Here is a 15,448-nt window from a genome sequence, read left to right on the forward strand (position 1 = left end):
CATACAACACAGATAATTAATTTAATAGTATTAAAAATGAAGAAACAAATTATTATAGCTTTATCATTAGCGATATCTAGCTTTTCATTTGCTCAAAAAAAAGAACTAAAAGCTGTTGAAAAGGCTATTAAAAGTGGTAATTATGCCGAGGCCAAAGCGGCAATTACTCAAGCAGAATCTTTATTATCTTCAATGGATGATAAATTAAAAGACAAGTTTTATTTTTTAAAAGGAAAAGCTTTATATGCAAATGGAGCAGGTTCTATGGCAGATTATGATAAGGCTATAGAAAATTTTGATAAAGTAAAATCTGCTTATGCAGGTGAAATTGGTAATCTAAAGCAAGATATTGCTAATAGTTTAATAAAAAAAGGTAATGCTTCATACGAAGGAAAAGATTATTCGTCTGCATCAAAATATTTTGAAAAAGTATATGATTTAAAAAAGCAAGACACAGTTTTTCTTTATTATGCAGCAGCAACAGCAGTAAATGTACAAGAATATGATAGAGCTTTATCTTTATATGAAAAATTAAAAGATTTAGGATATACAGGTATTACTACGCAGTACCTTGCTATTAACAAAGAAACTCAAAAAGAGGAGTCTTTTCAAAGTAAAGAAATGCGTGATATTAGTGTAAAAGCAGGTACTCATATTAAACCATTTGAAAAAAAGACAGAATCTAAAAAACCAGAAATTGTTAAAAACATTGCGCTTATTTACGTAAGTAATGATGATAGCGAAAAGGCTATTGCAGCAATGAAAGAAGCAAGAGCAGAAAGTCCAGATGATGTTAATTTAGTTTTAACAGAAGCTAATTTGCATTATAAAATGGGTAATACTGAAGAGTTTAAAAATCTTTTAGAACAAGCAACTCAGATGGATCCAACAAACCCAGAATTACAGTATAATTTAGGGGTAATAGCTGCAGAATCTAATCAACCTGAAGAAGCTAAAGCCCATTATGAAAAAGCTATTGAATTAAACCCTGATTACGTTAATGCTTACATAAACTTATCTGCATTAATTTTAAGTAAAGAGGAGTCAATTATAGAAGAAATGAATGGGTTAGGAGCTTCAGCGGCTGATGACAGACGTTATGAAGAATTAAGAGTACAAAGACAAGAACTTTATAAAGAAGCTGTGCCATTTTTAACAAAAGCACTTGAAATTAATCCTGAAAGTCTAAGTGCCGCCAAAACATTAATGAATATTTATAGTGTTTTAGGAGAAACTGATAAGTATAAGGAAACTAAAGAAATAGTTGAATCTATTGAAGCTGCAGGTAATTAGAATTAAAATACTTTAATAAAAAAACCGCTATAAAAAAATAGCGGTTTTTTTTATATAATCTTTTTAATAACTCTTAATTTATGAGTGTGTATTTTTTTATCAACATTATAAATACCAGAATGGTCTAGCCTATCAATTCTAACTTTTCCGTGGGCATGAATAATGTAGTTATCTTTCATAATAATACCTACATGTGTAATGATGCCTTCGGTATTATCAAAAAAAGCCAAATCACCAGGTTCACTTTCTTCAATAAAACTTAAGGCTTCTCCCTGTGTTGCTTGTTGCGAGGCATCTCTTAAAAGTTTATAGCCATTCAGTTTATAAACCATTTGTGTAAATCCAGAACAATCAATGCCAAAAGGCGTTTTACCTCCCCATAAATAAGGTGCCCCTAAATACAGAAAAGCCGTTTGTACTATATTCTTTTTATCTGTTTTTTCTTCAACGCTGTTACCATCATGAGAATGGTTTAAAAGACTTAAACCATTTAAAGTAGAACCAATTAAAATTGGGTGTAATTGATTAGCAGAATCTTGAACAAATTCTACCATATCTACGGCAAGTTTAGGGGGTTCATTATTTAATAATTGGTAGTTTTCTTCAGGAATTTCAATATACTGCTTATTGTCTATCCATCCTTCATAGCCATCAAAAGCTAAACGAATTCTACTCCAATTTTTGCGTTGCTCTAGTACTTTAAAAAACTCGCCATATAAAACCTGTGTAACAAGTTCACTAATATCGGCAGGTTCATTTCTTAAAGGAACTACACTTAAACTACAAATTCCGTACTGCATTAAATAGATTTAATTTCGTTCTAAAACAATTGCTGATGCGCCACCACCGCCATTACAAATAGCAGCAGCACCAATTTTTCCATTGTTTTGCTCTAAAATATTTAAAAGTGTAACTATAATTCTAGCTCCAGAACAACCTAAAGGATGTCCTAATGAAACAGCACCACCATGAACATTTACTTTAGAATCATTTAACCCTAAAATTTTCATGTTAGTTAAACCAACTACAGAGAAAGCTTCGTTAAATTCAAAGAAATCTACATCTTTAATATCAATACCAGCTTTATTTAAGGCTTTTGGAAGTGCTTTTGCTGGAGCGGTTGTAAACCATTCTGGTTCATGAGCAGCATCTGCATAACTTTTAATGGTGGCTAAAGGTTTTAAATCTAACTCATTAGCTTTTTCTTTACTCATTAACACCATTGCTGCGGCACCATCATTTATGGTTGAAGCATTGGCAGCTGTAACGGTGCCATCTTTTGTAAAAGCAGGGCGTAGATGAGGGAGTTTATCTATTTTTACATTTTTAAACTCTTCGTCTTGATTCACTATAACAGGTTCTCCTCTTCTTTGAGGAACTTCTACAGGAATAACTTCGTTATCAAATTTACCGGTCTCCCAAGCTTCAGCAGATCGTTTGTATGATTGAATTGCAAAAGCATCTTGGTCTTCTCTAGAAAAGCCATATTCAACGGCACAAGCATCGGCACACACTCCCATAGCATTTTGGTCGTAAGCATCTACCAAACCATCTTTTTGCATACCATCAATTAAAGTTGTTGATCCAAATTTAGTAGCTGTTCTAGAATATAAGTAGTGTGGTATTAAACTCATGTTTTCCATTCCTCCAGCAACTATTATATTAGCATCTCCGCATGTTATAGCTTGAGCTGCTTGCATAACAGTTTTCATACCAGAAGCACAAACTTTATTAATGGTTGTGCAAGGAACGGTATTTGGTATTCCAGCATATATGGCAGCTTGTCTTGCAGGTGCCTGACCTGTTCCAGCTTGTACTACGTTGCCCATTAAAACTTCTTCTACTAGCTCTGGTTTTAAGTTAATTCTACTTAATGCCGCTTTAATGGCTGTAGCGCCTAATTTAGGAGCAGGAATAGTAGATAGATTGCCTAAAAAACTACCAATAGGTGTTCTTACAGCAGAAACAATTACCACTTCTTTACTCATTTTTTAAATCTTTGAAATACTTGCAACGAAAATAATCAATTTTTAATACATTTTAGAACGATTCTGTTATTATAAAAAAGTAAAAACCTAAGAATTTACTACATTTGAAAACATTAACTTATTTAGATGAAAGACTTTATAAATAAATTATATAGAAACCATTCCCTAATTTATAAAGCCCTATTATTTATAACTACCACGTTTTTAATAGTATATCTTTTTCCTAAAAGTGGTAAGTTTAAATATAATTTTGAAAAAGGGAAACCATGGCAATCTGAAAATTTATTAGCTCCTTTTGATTTTGCAATAAAAAAGACAGAAGAAGAGATTAATATTGCAAAACAAGAAATAAATGACAATGCGGTTCTTTATTTTAATCTTGATAATACGGTTTACCCAAAAGTTAAATCAAATTATGAACTGCAGTTTAAAAACACATTCTCAGACTCTCTACAAAATAAACTACTTAGAAAGTTAAAAACTTCGGGGAGGACAGTTTTAGAAGAATTATATGCCTACGGTATTTTAAATGAAGATTATGATTTTTCAGAAAACAAAAAAGTAGCTATTCTTGAAAATAGAACCAAAAAACAAGACGCTTTCTTTTCAAATTTAGTAGAACAAAATCAAGTTTCTTCAATTATAGAAAGCGTATTGAGTAAAGAAAGTTTGCTAAGGTATAAAGGAGAGTTTACATCACTTTTTTTCGATTTGGTAGAGCCAAATTTAACTTTTGATAAATCATTTACAGAAAAGGTTATTCAAGAAGAACTCGATAAGATTTCATATACAAGAGGTAGTGTAGCTAAGGGAACTTTAATAGTTTCTAAAGGTGAAGTGGTTGAAGGAGATAAATATCAAATTTTAAAATCACTGCAATCAGAATATGAATCTCAAGTTTGGAGTAAGTCTAACTACACATGGGTTTTAATTGCATACGCATTATTAGTGGCTTTAGCCATGTTAATGTTACTGTTGTTTTTAAGAAAATATAGAAATGAGGTTTATGAAAATAACACCAAAGTAACTTTTATCTTCTTCAATATTTTATTAATGGTTTTTATTACAACTATGGTTGTAAACTACAATTCAAAATATATATATATTGTACCTATTTGTATTTTACCATTGGTTTTAAAAGCTTTTTTTGATGCGCGTTTAGGTTTGTTTACGCATGTTTTAACCGTTTTACTTTTAGGGTTTGTAGTTCCTAATAGTTACGAGTACATGTTTTTACAAATAATAGCAGGTATTGTTACTATATTAACAGTTTCTGAGTTGTATAAACGTGCTAATTTATTTATATCAGTAGGGCAAATAACACTTATTTATATTGTTGCCTATTTTGCGTTTTTTGTAATTCATGAAGGAAGTGTAAAAACCTTAGAGTGGGAAACCTTCATTTGGTTTATTTTATGTGGTTTAGCAACCCTTTTTGTACAACCATTAATTTATGCCTATGAAAAACTATTTGGTTTAGTTTCTGATGTATCTCTCTTAGAATTATCAGACACCAATTCAAAATTATTAAAGGAATTATCAGATAAAGCTCCAGGTACTTTTCATCATTCTTTAAATGTAGCAAATTTAGCAGAATCATCGGCAAATGAAATAGGAGCTAATGCTATGTTGGTTAGGGTAGGAGCATTGTATCATGATATAGGTAAAATGAAGAATCCTACTTATTTTACAGAAAATCAATCAACAGGAATCAATCCACATGATGAATTATCTTCAAAAGAAAGTGCCAGAATAATTGTTAATCATGTAATAGACGGAATTGAAATTGCAAGAAAAAATAATTTACCAGACAGGGTAATAGATTTTATAAGAACGCATCACGGAACTAGTGTGGTGTATTATTTTTATATGAAAGAAAAGGAAGATTTTGAAGATGTAGATAAATTAGATTTTAGTTATCCTGGACCTAAACCGTTTAGTAAAGAAACCGCTATTTTAATGATGTGTGATAGTATAGAAGCGGCTTCAAAAAGTTTAAAAGAACCAACATCAACTAAAATAGAGGCTTTTGTTGAAAATATTATTAATAAACAAGTTGAAGAAGGCCAGTTTTTAAATGCAAATATTACTTTTAAAGAAATTCAATCTATAAAAAAAGTGCTAAAACACAAGTTAGCAAACATTTATCATTTACGTATAGAGTATCCAGAATAAATTTTATAAAAAAATAAATAAAATAGTTGCGTTCTTTCAAAGGATGAATTACATTTGCAACCGCAATTTTTAATTGCAAAGGTTCTTAAAAAAAATAATAGGAGAGGTGCCAGAGTGGTAATGGAGCAGATTGCTAATCTGTCAACGCGTAAGTGTTGCCCGGGTTCGAATCCCGGTCTCTCCGCATTTTTATATTTACTCGGGGTGTAGCGTAGCCCGGTTATCGCGCCGCGTTTGGGACGCGGAGGTCGCAGGTTCGAATCCTGCCACCCCGACAAACCTAGTAATAGGAAACATTAAAACACTGTTAATTGTATGATTATCAGTGTTTTTTTTGTTTTAATGATGTTGTTTGATATCATTTAAAATCAATTAAAAGGTGTGCAATTAGGTGTACACTATCTTCACGGAATTGTCGTAATTTTAAAGGGCTTTTAGAAGCGATTGACTTTTGTCTTTACTAAGATCATTTATTAACTAAAGACATTAAAAATGCAGACAAGCAAGACATTTTCAATCATTTTCTTTACCAGAAAATCAAGGAGTCATGTAGGTAAATTATCTATTTATGCCCGTATTACTGTCAACGGAAAACGTTCGGAAATCAGCCTAAAACGTAGTGTACTATCAAAAGACTGGGACAGAGCCAAAAGTAGGGGGCGTGGTTACTCCAATAGAACAAGGGTTTTAAACCAATATTTACACCAATCTTATAATCAGTTATTAGATTGTCAAAAACAATTATTGCAAGAAGGCAAAATTGTTACGGCACAGTCCATAAAATCAAGATACCTTGGCGAGGATGATAATCATAAAATCCTTAAGGAACTCGTTTCATACCATAACTCAAACATGACCAGTGTTTTAAAGTTTGGTACAATGAAGAACTATTAAACTATAGAGAAATATTTGTATAAATTCTTAAGCCAGAAATTTTTCCAGAGTTAATGAATTATTGCCTTCCGTTTCTTCAAACAGGGATTCCAACATTTTCTTTGTTGGTTTTAATTGTTTTTCTTCAACTTGTCTCAAGATCGATACAACAGCATCCATACGTTTGTTTAAAACGTTTTGTACAGATGTCCAGGTTGTTCCCAAAGTATCATATGGGGAAAGGTCGTTATCCTGAAAAAAGGCTATCATATAATCCAAAGTTTCAGAATAACTGGGGCTAATCTTTTTTGAATATTTCTTAAATTTAACAATGGTTTTCTTCTTTAACCGAATCGTATTAAAATCATCCATATTTTATGAGATTGTTACAATGAAACATTGATTTTACTGGCGTGGAATTAAAATTAACGCAAAAAATCAAAATAGCAATGAATTTTTTAATATTAAGTAATTGAAAATTAGTAAATTAAAAATTAGTAACATCGCGGAGCGTGTTACCCTCTTGCTTTTTCTTCTTAGTTTTACAAACATGCTTTATTTAGGGGTTATTTATATGTTAGTTAGTTGCTGTAATTGTTAACTTTCTATTGGGGAAAACTCTTAAAAAATAGAAGAAAAAATAAAAGGTATTTCAAAAAAGTGCTTGTGGTTCCTCCAGTAGCTTGTTGTTTTAAATTCCCATATAACTATTTGTATCTGTGTACGCATTTGTAGGGTGTTTTAATTCTGTAATTGTTTTAGTGTATTGCTGTGTACTAGTGAGTATTCGAGAGCATATTTAAGACTAACTACAAATTATAAAAAGACTTATCATTTTCATATTCTGAGCATCCTACCCAAAACTGATTTCCATCGTCATCAAATTTAAAAACAAATTCTTCTTTACCTCTTGAATTATTTTTTAGTAAATACAATAGGTTTTTTGGTATTGAATTATAATATAAGACAGTATCATTAGCCTTCTTTTTCCCTAAAGAAACCCATTTTTTATCCCAATAATGTAACTCATATTCATCTCCTATATTGATATGATTTTGATCATTTCTAGCTTGAATTTCAAAACCAAAAATTTCCTTGGGTTGACTAAAAGCATAGGTTATTGATAAAAATTTTCTTTCTACATATGATAACTGATTGTCATCAATGATATTGGAATAATCATCAGGTTCTTCTTCATTGTTTATGAGTAACTTATTCCAATCTTTTAAAACCTCGCCATTTTTATTATCTAATAATTTAAAACTAGCAATACTAACTTTTCTACCATATTTCTTGGCTTTAAACCTAAAAAACTTATACTTTTTCGGAGTGTCGAAATAAAACTTAATACTTTGCGTACTCTTGAATTTTGAAATTGTATCTAAATTGATATAATGTTCATCAGAATCAATATTTGCTCCTTGAATTATTGCTCCATTTAAATCCTCAATTCTTCTATATTTTTGTTTTTTTGATTTGATTCTAAAAGGCGGATATTTCCTCAACAATTTTGCTTTTCCTAGCAAAGTAATGGTATCATTAAAAAAAATAACTTTTCCTTCTTTAGTAAGTTCAAAAGGATAGTTAATAGGTGTATCTGGGTCATTAACATAAGGGAAGTATATAATATTGTTTCCCATATTTTTAAAAAAGACACTATTATTCTTAATCTTTTCAGCTGTTGCAATCTTAAAAAGATCTTTATTAGAATCGTAAATTCCTAAAAAGGTATTACTATTAGTTAGTTTATTAACGTTCCAAATAGCAGGAATATCGACGTCAAAAACATCTCTATATAAATGAGTTACTTCATAGGGAGGTTCTTGTTTTTTATGATAATGCTGCCTGTAAACTTTAGGAATACTACTAAACTTAAACGTTTTTTCTAAATCAAAATACACGGGGCCACTATTCAAGGCTCTTTGACTGCCATTATTCAAATAAAAAACCCATGTATGAGCTCCTCCACTTCTATTTGTATTTCCTAACTTGGTAGTATAATCAACACCTGCTGGAATACCTAAAGCCCTAAGAATATATACAATATAATTAGTTATATCAGTACAATCTCCAATCTTAATATGGTTTATTTGAGAAAATGAATATGGGTAATTATAAGTAGGATGGCGCTTTGATATCACTCGAAATCTATTGATGTCATATATTTTCGCTACCACATCATCCAAAGAATTCGTTTTTAACGAATCATATACCCATGAATATTCTTCATATAATTCTTTTCTTTTATTAACTTCAATAGGTTCTTGACCAACTCTATAAGGTAATATATAATATAAAAAATCATCAAAATTTTGGCATAGTTCTAATGGCATCTTTTTATGAGCCATAAACGCTAATTCAATATTATCGATCAAAAATTGTGAATCTATATATTTCAAATCATAATGTAAAATTGGCGAAGTATCTATTGTTCTGTTGTTTTTTGTTATTGAATCTAGCAACACCCCAAGCTTAGCATACGTGGAGTCTTTTGGATTTTTCTCACGGGGGTTTACTCTTATCTGTCTTTCACGTTCTTTACCAGCTAATACAAATGCTTCATCAAAAATTTTATTTCCTTTTTTAAAAGAATGATAGGGCATATTTTCTATCAAATAATAAGCAGATTTAAGCTTTAAACTATCATTAGGTTTCTTGTTGTATTTATTTATCACTTTTAAAAGCTCGCTTTTATTTTCTCCTGCTAATGAAAGTGCTTGTTTTACTTCTTTTGGAAGGTTTCCTTTACTGCAAGAGCAAAAAGTTAAACTAAAAATAAATACTATACCTAATCTTTTAAATATCATTTTTGGTCGTGTTTTTTAGTCTATACTTTTTAATAGACGATTCCATTGAAATTTGTTTTTATAATTCGAGAATAATACACAATGTACTTTGCCAATAATGTTTTCTTCTGGCAAAAATCCCCATACTCTAGAATCTGAACTTGCTTTTCTATTATCACCCATCATAAAATAATAGTTTTTTTTAAAGGTATAGGTTGTTGCTATTTTACCGTTAACATAAAATTTACCTTCATCATGTTTTATGTTTACTTTTTCAAATTTGTCAATGGTTTTCTCATACAACAAATAATTTTCGTAGTTTAAATCAATTTGCATTCCTTTTTTAGGGATTACAAATGGCCCCATAGAATCGAAGGTCCAGTTTTTGTTGGGTAATTTTGCTAAAAACTTCCTTTTGGGTCTAAAAGGGTCTAAACTTATTTGGAAATTCTCAATGCTTTCTAAGTTTTTAATCTTTTCTACCTCTTCCTCTGACAATATGGCTTTCAAGTAGTTATTATGACGAATGATACTAAATTTAATATGTCCCAAATTTAAAGAGTCAATTGCGTTATCAAAAGCCGTTTTATGCTTTACCTTAAATTTATACCTATATTTTACTGCTTCAACTTTAAAAACTTTACTATTGTTATAAACTATTCCGTTTTTTATCTGTAAAGTATCGCCAGCAACAGCAACACATCGTTTTACTAAAATAAAGTCTTTTCTGAAAAGAGAGTTAAACACGATAACATCGCCTTTTTTAATAGTGTCTGTACCAGAAAATCTTTTATAAGGCCACCAATATTCTTTAAACCGTTTTCTTGCATTTTCGTTATAGTAGTAAGCTATGTTTATAAAAAGAATATCAAAAGGTGAACGTGGTAGTCGTGGGCCATATTTTAGTTTGTTTACTATAATAACGTCTTTAGGAAATAAAGTGTTTTCCATAGATGGACTAGGTATTCTAAATATTCCGAAAACGAATGTTTTGAAACTTGATAGAACTAACATTAAAAAAAATAAACTTAAAATGATTTTAAGTACTTTTTTTAAATAACTATTTTTAATTAGAGATAACCACTTGCTAGTTATAATGTAAACTAAACATAATACTACTAAAAACATAAAAAACCAGAGTTTTCCTGTTATCAAAATGAATAGCAAAAAAAACAAAATTAGATAGTGTTTGTTCTTTATGTTAGAAAAGCTAATTGTCTTCAAACTTGATATATTAATGGATAGTAAGTTGGTTATTGACATCTTTAAGTCTGAAATTCATGATGTTATTGAATAGAAATTCTATAGTTTTTAGCTAAAAAAATAGCAGAAAAGAACAAACGTTTTAGTTTAGCCCTTAGCTGCTATTTTTTATACTCTAGTTTTTTAGAAAGTCATTATTTATTAATGATTTGTTTAATAGAAAAAATAAAAAGACCTAAAAAGCCAGCAGTTCCTAATAGGGATACATAAAATTTCCAATTATCAAAACCATTCGGAACTCCTTTTTCTATAAATAGAAATAAACTTCTAAAAAATAGAATTCCTATAATTATAAACATAATCCTTACCCGTCTATTTTCATTTTTTTTCATAATTCGTTTTTTAACACGCATCAGCAGTACCTAATGCTGTTAATGCCCCAGATATACCACCAACAATTGCTCCAACCGCTCCACAAGCAACTGTTCCTATTCCAGGAATAACTACGGTACAAGTTGCAGCAGGAAGAAACCACCCCGCTAATGCACCAGTACCAGCTCCTCCTAGGGTGGCTGCTGTACATTTGCCCCATGAACTCCACCAACTCTCTTCATCATCCTCAGATGCATAATCAGTATCAGAACCATCTCCGTAGCCATCTCTGTAACCATTTCCATAGGCATCTTGAAGTTGATACCAGTCTGACCATGAAATCCCATCACCTATATTAGAAGAAGGAACTATTATAACCACTTCGGGAAGCACCTCTACTTCACCATCAGCATGCGCCATTTTTGTTAAATCTAAAAGGCTAGTATTATTAAAGGCCATTGTGGTTCCTGTTTTTATTTTTTTTGGTCTATACTCAGCTTTTCCTGGTAAATAACCAGTTCTTACCAGCTTATTCATTTCTTTAATCCCATAGTAATTAATTGCAATCATTTGATGTAACACCTGTCGTTCTCCTTCTGGAACTAATTCGTCAACTCTTTGGTTAATAGCGGCAAGCTTGTCCATAAATGCAAGTGCCGATTTACTGTGGGTACGCGCATGTTCAATTGCGTTAAGAGCACGCTGTTGCATGGTAGTTAGTGTCTGCTGATTAGCCTTTTTATTATTTTGCTTAAAAGAAACATTCTTTTCTTCCAACATCAGCATCTCTTCTTTTGGAATAGCATACCGCTTACCAATTACCTCTGAAGTTGCTTCAGAAGAAAGTTTTTGTACAGTCGAGTAGTTTTTTAAATCAATGTTGTCTTTCTTTATCTTCTTTGTTGTTTTGCTCAAACTTTCAGCAAAAAGGTTACCTAGCTCAATATCAGATTTACTAAAATTTGGTTTAACTCCATTATAATATATGTCTTCAAATTCTTGTTTATCTGAGCAAGAATTAAATACCATAAGCATTGCAATAAATGCTAAATAAATTATTTTTTTCATTTTTAAAATTTTTATATTGATTTTTATTTAACATTTTTCAAAAGTCTTGAAGGAAATACTACTTTTGCAGAATATTAAATCGTTTTATGACTTCATAAACGATTTAGTCAATAAAATTAAAGACTTCCTCTGGGTGTTATTGTTATTTATGTCATTGGCATGAATTTTTAGTTAAACAATTTGTGATTATATTTTTTAACCTAATATGCTCAGAGGTTTTATAATTTTTGTTGATTTCCCAAAATTAAAACCTCACAGGGACAAATTCTGTCACTTTGCTATTTTTTTTAGAAGATATTTACTACTTTCTTAAAGATGTATTGTGGTTTTTCCGTAATACCCATGTCTTTTTCAAGGTATACTAAAATTCATGTTCTACTTTAGAGGTTTTAATAGTCTCCACTCTTTTGGCTTTTTATTTTTACTACATGAAAAGAAAACTAAACCTAAAACAAATACTATCAGCAACTTTTTATTTATCATTATATTTATTTTATAAATTTTAATATTAGGTATAATACTCCCATTTCAAACTCTCTTACTTGTCCTTAAGAATAAAGGCAAATAGAAAAATATCCCCATCAAAGAAAAAATTAAACCTCCAATAGAACCTACAGCGAATGAAAACCAAAAGGCTTCGTTTTGTCCATGCCATACAAAAGGTATTAATCCTACAATCGTAGATACTATAGTTAACACTACAGGAATTATTTTATAATTAAATGCCTTGAAGTATAGGGAGCTATTGTTTCTATTTGGGTAATCCTTTTTTAAATTATTAAAATCATTAATAATGTATAATGCTGAATTTACACTTATACCACAAAGCAAAATAAAGGACGCATAACCTCCCTGATCAAAATTAAAATCGAATAGATAGAACGTTAAAAACACGCCAATGAATGAAATAGGAATCATACTAATTATTGCAAAGGGCTGTTTTAATGATTCTAAAAGAATGGCACAAATAAAAAATATAATAGCGATGACTATAAATAAATAATAATATTGTGTTTTTTCTTTTTTATTCCAACGTCTATACTTTTGTTCAAAAACTTTATAACCAAGTGGTAGCTTAGGTTCAAAGTTTTCAATGGCGCTTTCTCTGACTCTTTGAGCTAGCTGTGTTGTTCCTAAAAAATCGTAAGCAACAGTCAAACTGTATTGCTGATTGTTCTTTTTAATAGTATTTCCGGTTTTCTTTTTTTCTATGGACGCTAATTGGTTTAACTTATATTGCTTATTCTGAATAGTTATTGGTGTATTTTTTAAGTCCCAAACATTAAACTTTTTGTATTTATCTGAAACTAACTTTACATGTTGTAATTCATTATTATTGGTTATCGGTGCGAGACGTCCAGAATGGACTTGACTTTTTAAGTAGCCATATAATTGATTTTGAGACACATTAGCAAGTGCCAGTTTATTGGTATCAAAGTCTAAATAATACTCATACAAAGCATTATCTCGCCAACTCCCGCTAGTTATTTCTACATCTTTAACACGTGAATTTGAACCATCAATTAATTGCTGTTGCAATTGTTCTGCATACCCATACAATTTATCATAATTATAACCTTCTAAAATAATCCTATTTTGTTTGGAGCCCGTCCCTAAGGCATTTGAAAATCCTCTACCAACACCAGTAACTGCCCAATCTAATCCGCCAAGACTAATGGCTTTAGATTCCAGTAAACTTTTTAAAGTGTATGGGAAGCCACTAAACTCATGATCCTCTTTAAAGTAAATGGAAATATTAGAATTTCTATAACTCGATATACGTGTTTCAAACAATTCAATTTCATCAAATCGACTTAAATAAGATTCCATTTTATTGATGGCTTCATTAAGTTGTTGAATAGTACATCCATCAGGCATTTTACCCGTAACTCGTAATGTGGTTCTTTCAGGTTCAGAATAATGAGAATTTTCAAAAACATCTTCAGTAAACAACCTTAAAGCACCTCCAATTATTTTTTCTAAAGTGGGTCTTACATCATTAGCAAACCATTCTGTTCCTATACTTTTATTATAAATATTTATGTAAAAATCATCACCATCTAGTTCTTTTGGTAATAAATGAAAAGGAATACCGAAACCTAATATAAAAATTAAGATAAACGCCCATTTATAGCGTGGTCTTTTCATCCAAAAAATAATTCGTGAATAAAAATTTGTAAACCTTATAATTCTTCTTTTGCGTTTCCTTGAAAATTTAACACGTTTATTAGACACCTTCATTTTCTCTAAAAGCGCTGGCACATAATACAGCGATACTAATAAAGACACACCAATATTTATAGCAATAACCAAAGCGAAATCCAACAAATCGGCTTGTTGACTTTCTTCTAATAAAAAGATAATCATTAGTGCGCCTATAGTCGTTAATGTTGCCGCTAAAATAGCTAAAAACGCTTTTTTATTACCTTTGTGTCTTATATGATCTATCATGATGATACTATTATCTATAATAATCCCGAAAGAAATGGTAATACCTGCAAAAGAATATAGTTGGAGTTCTACATGGAATAGATAATAAAAAATAATGGCAATAAGAAGGTTTGTTATAATGCTTAGAAATAAAACAGCTAAATATTTAAAGCTTCTATTAATAATAAGAATTAAGATTAATAAAATAAGAAACGAAAACAAAGTGCGTTTTTGAATTTTCTGCAATTCCTCAACCACATATTCTGTTGTGTCATGAGTTAGCTTAATGGTATAACCTGTATCTAATTCTTTAATTAAATCAGTAACTTTAGTTTTTACAACATTTGCTAAATCAATAGTGTTAACATCTTGTTCTGCATAAATGGTCATATTAATAGTATTTAAACCATTTATTCTATAATAACTATTTACATCAGCTTCCTTGTAAGTCACTTTTGCAATATTCTCTAAGTAAATAACTCTATTTGATATCTTTTTTATAGGAATGGTATTCCAGTTTATTTCAGTTTCTGGTTTGTAAGCTAGGTTTAATGATAGTTCATTGTCAACGGAATTATTCGGTCTTTTAAAAACAGCATTCCCTAATTCTTTTGTGTTAAGATAGGTATTGATGGCACTTTGGATATCATTTACAGAAAGTTTTAGTTGATAAAGCACTTTGGTGTCATATACAATAACCCATTCAAAAGGGGCTGCACCATTAACATTTACTTTATTTACACCCTTAATTGTGGATAGCTTAGGGAGTATATGCTGCTCCGCATATTTTTTAATATAATATGGACTTTCGTTAGCATTGATGCTATAAGATAAAATAGGCGATTTATTTTCATTTGGTGCACTTAAAGAAAGGTTTGGATAACTTACTCCATCTGGGAGTTCAGAATGCGATTGCCTAATTAGGTTAGCTAGTTCAAACCTAACAGCATCTAAATTGGTGTTTTTTTTAAATGTAATTGATATGTTTGCGCGACCTTTATCAGAGGTAGAACTTATACTTTTTACACCCTTAATAGTATTAAAAACACCTTCTAGTTTAGAAGTAACTTCTTGCTCTATAGCTTTTGCAGAAGCATCTTGCCACCTATAATTTACATTGATAGTAGTTTTGGTTTTTGATGGTGTTAATTGAATGCTTAATAGTGGTATTAAACTTGCACCAATTATTGACAGACATATAAAGACAGTAAGTATAGTAAAGGAAGAAAACTTGAGTTTCATATTACGTACCAATATTAT

11 protein-coding genes and 2 tRNA genes are annotated in these 15,448 nt (G+C 30.4%); 5 read left to right on the forward strand and 8 right to left on the reverse strand.

Features of this window, described 5'->3' with window-relative positions; genetic code table 11:
* Positions 1–36 precede the first annotated feature (36 nt).
* Complete coding sequence (locus BWZ22_RS12605) at positions 37–1,293, forward strand: tetratricopeptide repeat protein (protein WP_076700485.1); 1,257 nt, start codon at positions 37–39, stop codon at positions 1,291–1,293.
* A gap of 50 nt (positions 1,294–1,343) precedes the next feature.
* On the opposite strand, the gene BWZ22_RS12610 is transcribed toward BWZ22_RS12605, so the two are convergent.
* Positions 1,344–2,093 carry a C40 family peptidase gene (locus BWZ22_RS12610; RefSeq protein ID WP_076700488.1) on the reverse strand — a complete coding sequence of 250 codons (750 nt, stop codon included), beginning with the start codon at positions 2,091–2,093 and terminating at the stop codon, positions 1,344–1,346.
* A 9-nt stretch (positions 2,094–2,102) separates the two neighbouring features.
* Entirely contained in the window at positions 2,103–3,281 is a 1,179-nt protein-coding gene (locus tag BWZ22_RS12615; protein WP_076700489.1) for an acetyl-CoA C-acyltransferase, read from the reverse strand.
* Between the two features lie 126 nt (positions 3,282–3,407).
* Here BWZ22_RS12615 and BWZ22_RS12620 point away from each other — a divergent pair, with 126 nt between their 5' ends.
* From BWZ22_RS12620 to BWZ22_RS12635, 4 genes are all read left to right on the forward strand, one after another.
* Positions 3,408–5,456, forward strand: a complete 2,049-nt coding sequence (locus BWZ22_RS12620; RefSeq protein ID WP_076700492.1) for an HD family phosphohydrolase — start codon at positions 3,408–3,410, stop codon at positions 5,454–5,456.
* Positions 5,457–5,556: 100 nt separating this feature from the next.
* Positions 5,557–5,640: transfer RNA gene (locus tag BWZ22_RS12625), tRNA-Ser, on the forward strand.
* A 16-nt stretch (positions 5,641–5,656) separates the two neighbouring features.
* Positions 5,657–5,731, forward strand: a tRNA-Pro gene (locus tag BWZ22_RS12630).
* 217 nt (positions 5,732–5,948) lie between these two features.
* The gene (locus tag BWZ22_RS12635; protein WP_076700494.1) at positions 5,949–6,350 is read left to right on the forward strand and encodes an Arm DNA-binding domain-containing protein; all 402 of its coding nucleotides are present in this window, start codon (positions 5,949–5,951) and stop codon (positions 6,348–6,350) included.
* Positions 6,351–6,377: 27 nt separating this feature from the next.
* Here the strand turns inward: BWZ22_RS12635 and BWZ22_RS12640 are convergent, their stop codons facing one another.
* The 6 genes from BWZ22_RS12640 to BWZ22_RS12665 form a co-directional block, all read right to left on the reverse strand.
* Positions 6,378–6,701 (reverse strand): BfmA/BtgA family mobilization protein, encoded by a 324-nt coding sequence (locus BWZ22_RS12640; RefSeq protein ID WP_076700496.1) that lies wholly within the window; start codon positions 6,699–6,701, stop codon positions 6,378–6,380.
* Between the two features lie 437 nt (positions 6,702–7,138).
* The gene (locus BWZ22_RS12645) at positions 7,139–9,136 is read right to left on the reverse strand and encodes a transglutaminase-like domain-containing protein (protein WP_076700498.1); all 1,998 of its coding nucleotides are present in this window, start codon (positions 9,134–9,136) and stop codon (positions 7,139–7,141) included.
* Between the two features lie 15 nt (positions 9,137–9,151).
* On the reverse strand, positions 9,152–10,378 hold the full coding sequence (gene lepB, locus BWZ22_RS12650; protein WP_083692337.1) for a signal peptidase I: 1,227 nt from the start codon (positions 10,376–10,378) through the stop codon (positions 9,152–9,154).
* Positions 10,379–10,512: 134 nt separating this feature from the next.
* On the reverse strand, positions 10,513–10,710 hold the full coding sequence (locus BWZ22_RS12655; RefSeq protein ID WP_157607963.1) for a hypothetical protein: 198 nt from the start codon (positions 10,708–10,710) through the stop codon (positions 10,513–10,515).
* Positions 10,711–10,720: 10 nt separating this feature from the next.
* Positions 10,721–11,719: a hypothetical protein gene (locus BWZ22_RS16800; protein ID WP_198027612.1), complete on the reverse strand. Its 999-nt coding sequence runs from the start codon at positions 11,717–11,719 to the stop codon at positions 10,721–10,723.
* A 567-nt stretch (positions 11,720–12,286) separates the two neighbouring features.
* The gene (locus BWZ22_RS12665; RefSeq protein WP_076700504.1) at positions 12,287–15,430 is read right to left on the reverse strand and encodes an efflux RND transporter permease subunit; all 3,144 of its coding nucleotides are present in this window, start codon (positions 15,428–15,430) and stop codon (positions 12,287–12,289) included.
* Positions 15,431–15,448: the final 18 nt, after the last annotated feature.

The sequence above is a fragment of the Seonamhaeicola sp. S2-3 genome (genome assembly GCF_001971785.1).
Taxonomy (GTDB): Bacteria; Bacteroidota; Bacteroidia; order Flavobacteriales; family Flavobacteriaceae; genus Seonamhaeicola.

Excerpts from the sequence above, each read along its gene's own strand:
- BWZ22_RS12605 (WP_076700485.1), top strand. The coding sequence starts at position 37 with ATGAAGAAACAAATTATTATAGCTTTATCATTAGCGATATCTAGCTTT.
- BWZ22_RS12610 (WP_076700488.1), bottom strand. The coding sequence starts at position 2,093 with ATGCAGTACGGAATTTGTAGTTTAAGTGTAGTTCCTTTAAGAAATGAA.
- BWZ22_RS12615 (WP_076700489.1), bottom strand. The coding sequence starts at position 3,281 with ATGAGTAAAGAAGTGGTAATTGTTTCTGCTGTAAGAACACCTATTGGT.
- BWZ22_RS12620 (WP_076700492.1), top strand. The coding sequence starts at position 3,408 with ATGAAAGACTTTATAAATAAATTATATAGAAACCATTCCCTAATTTAT.
- BWZ22_RS12635 (WP_076700494.1), top strand. The coding sequence starts at position 5,949 with ATGCAGACAAGCAAGACATTTTCAATCATTTTCTTTACCAGAAAATCA.
- BWZ22_RS12640 (WP_076700496.1), bottom strand. The coding sequence starts at position 6,701 with ATGGATGATTTTAATACGATTCGGTTAAAGAAGAAAACCATTGTTAAA.
- BWZ22_RS12645 (WP_076700498.1), bottom strand. The coding sequence starts at position 9,136 with ATGATATTTAAAAGATTAGGTATAGTATTTATTTTTAGTTTAACTTTT.
- lepB (WP_083692337.1), bottom strand. The coding sequence starts at position 10,378 with ATGTCAATAACCAACTTACTATCCATTAATATATCAAGTTTGAAGACA.
- BWZ22_RS12655 (WP_157607963.1), bottom strand. The coding sequence starts at position 10,710 with ATGAAAAAAAATGAAAATAGACGGGTAAGGATTATGTTTATAATTATA.
- BWZ22_RS16800 (WP_198027612.1), bottom strand. The coding sequence starts at position 11,719 with ATGGTATTTAATTCTTGCTCAGATAAACAAGAATTTGAAGACATATAT.
- BWZ22_RS12665 (WP_076700504.1), bottom strand. The coding sequence starts at position 15,430 with ATGAAACTCAAGTTTTCTTCCTTTACTATACTTACTGTCTTTATATGT.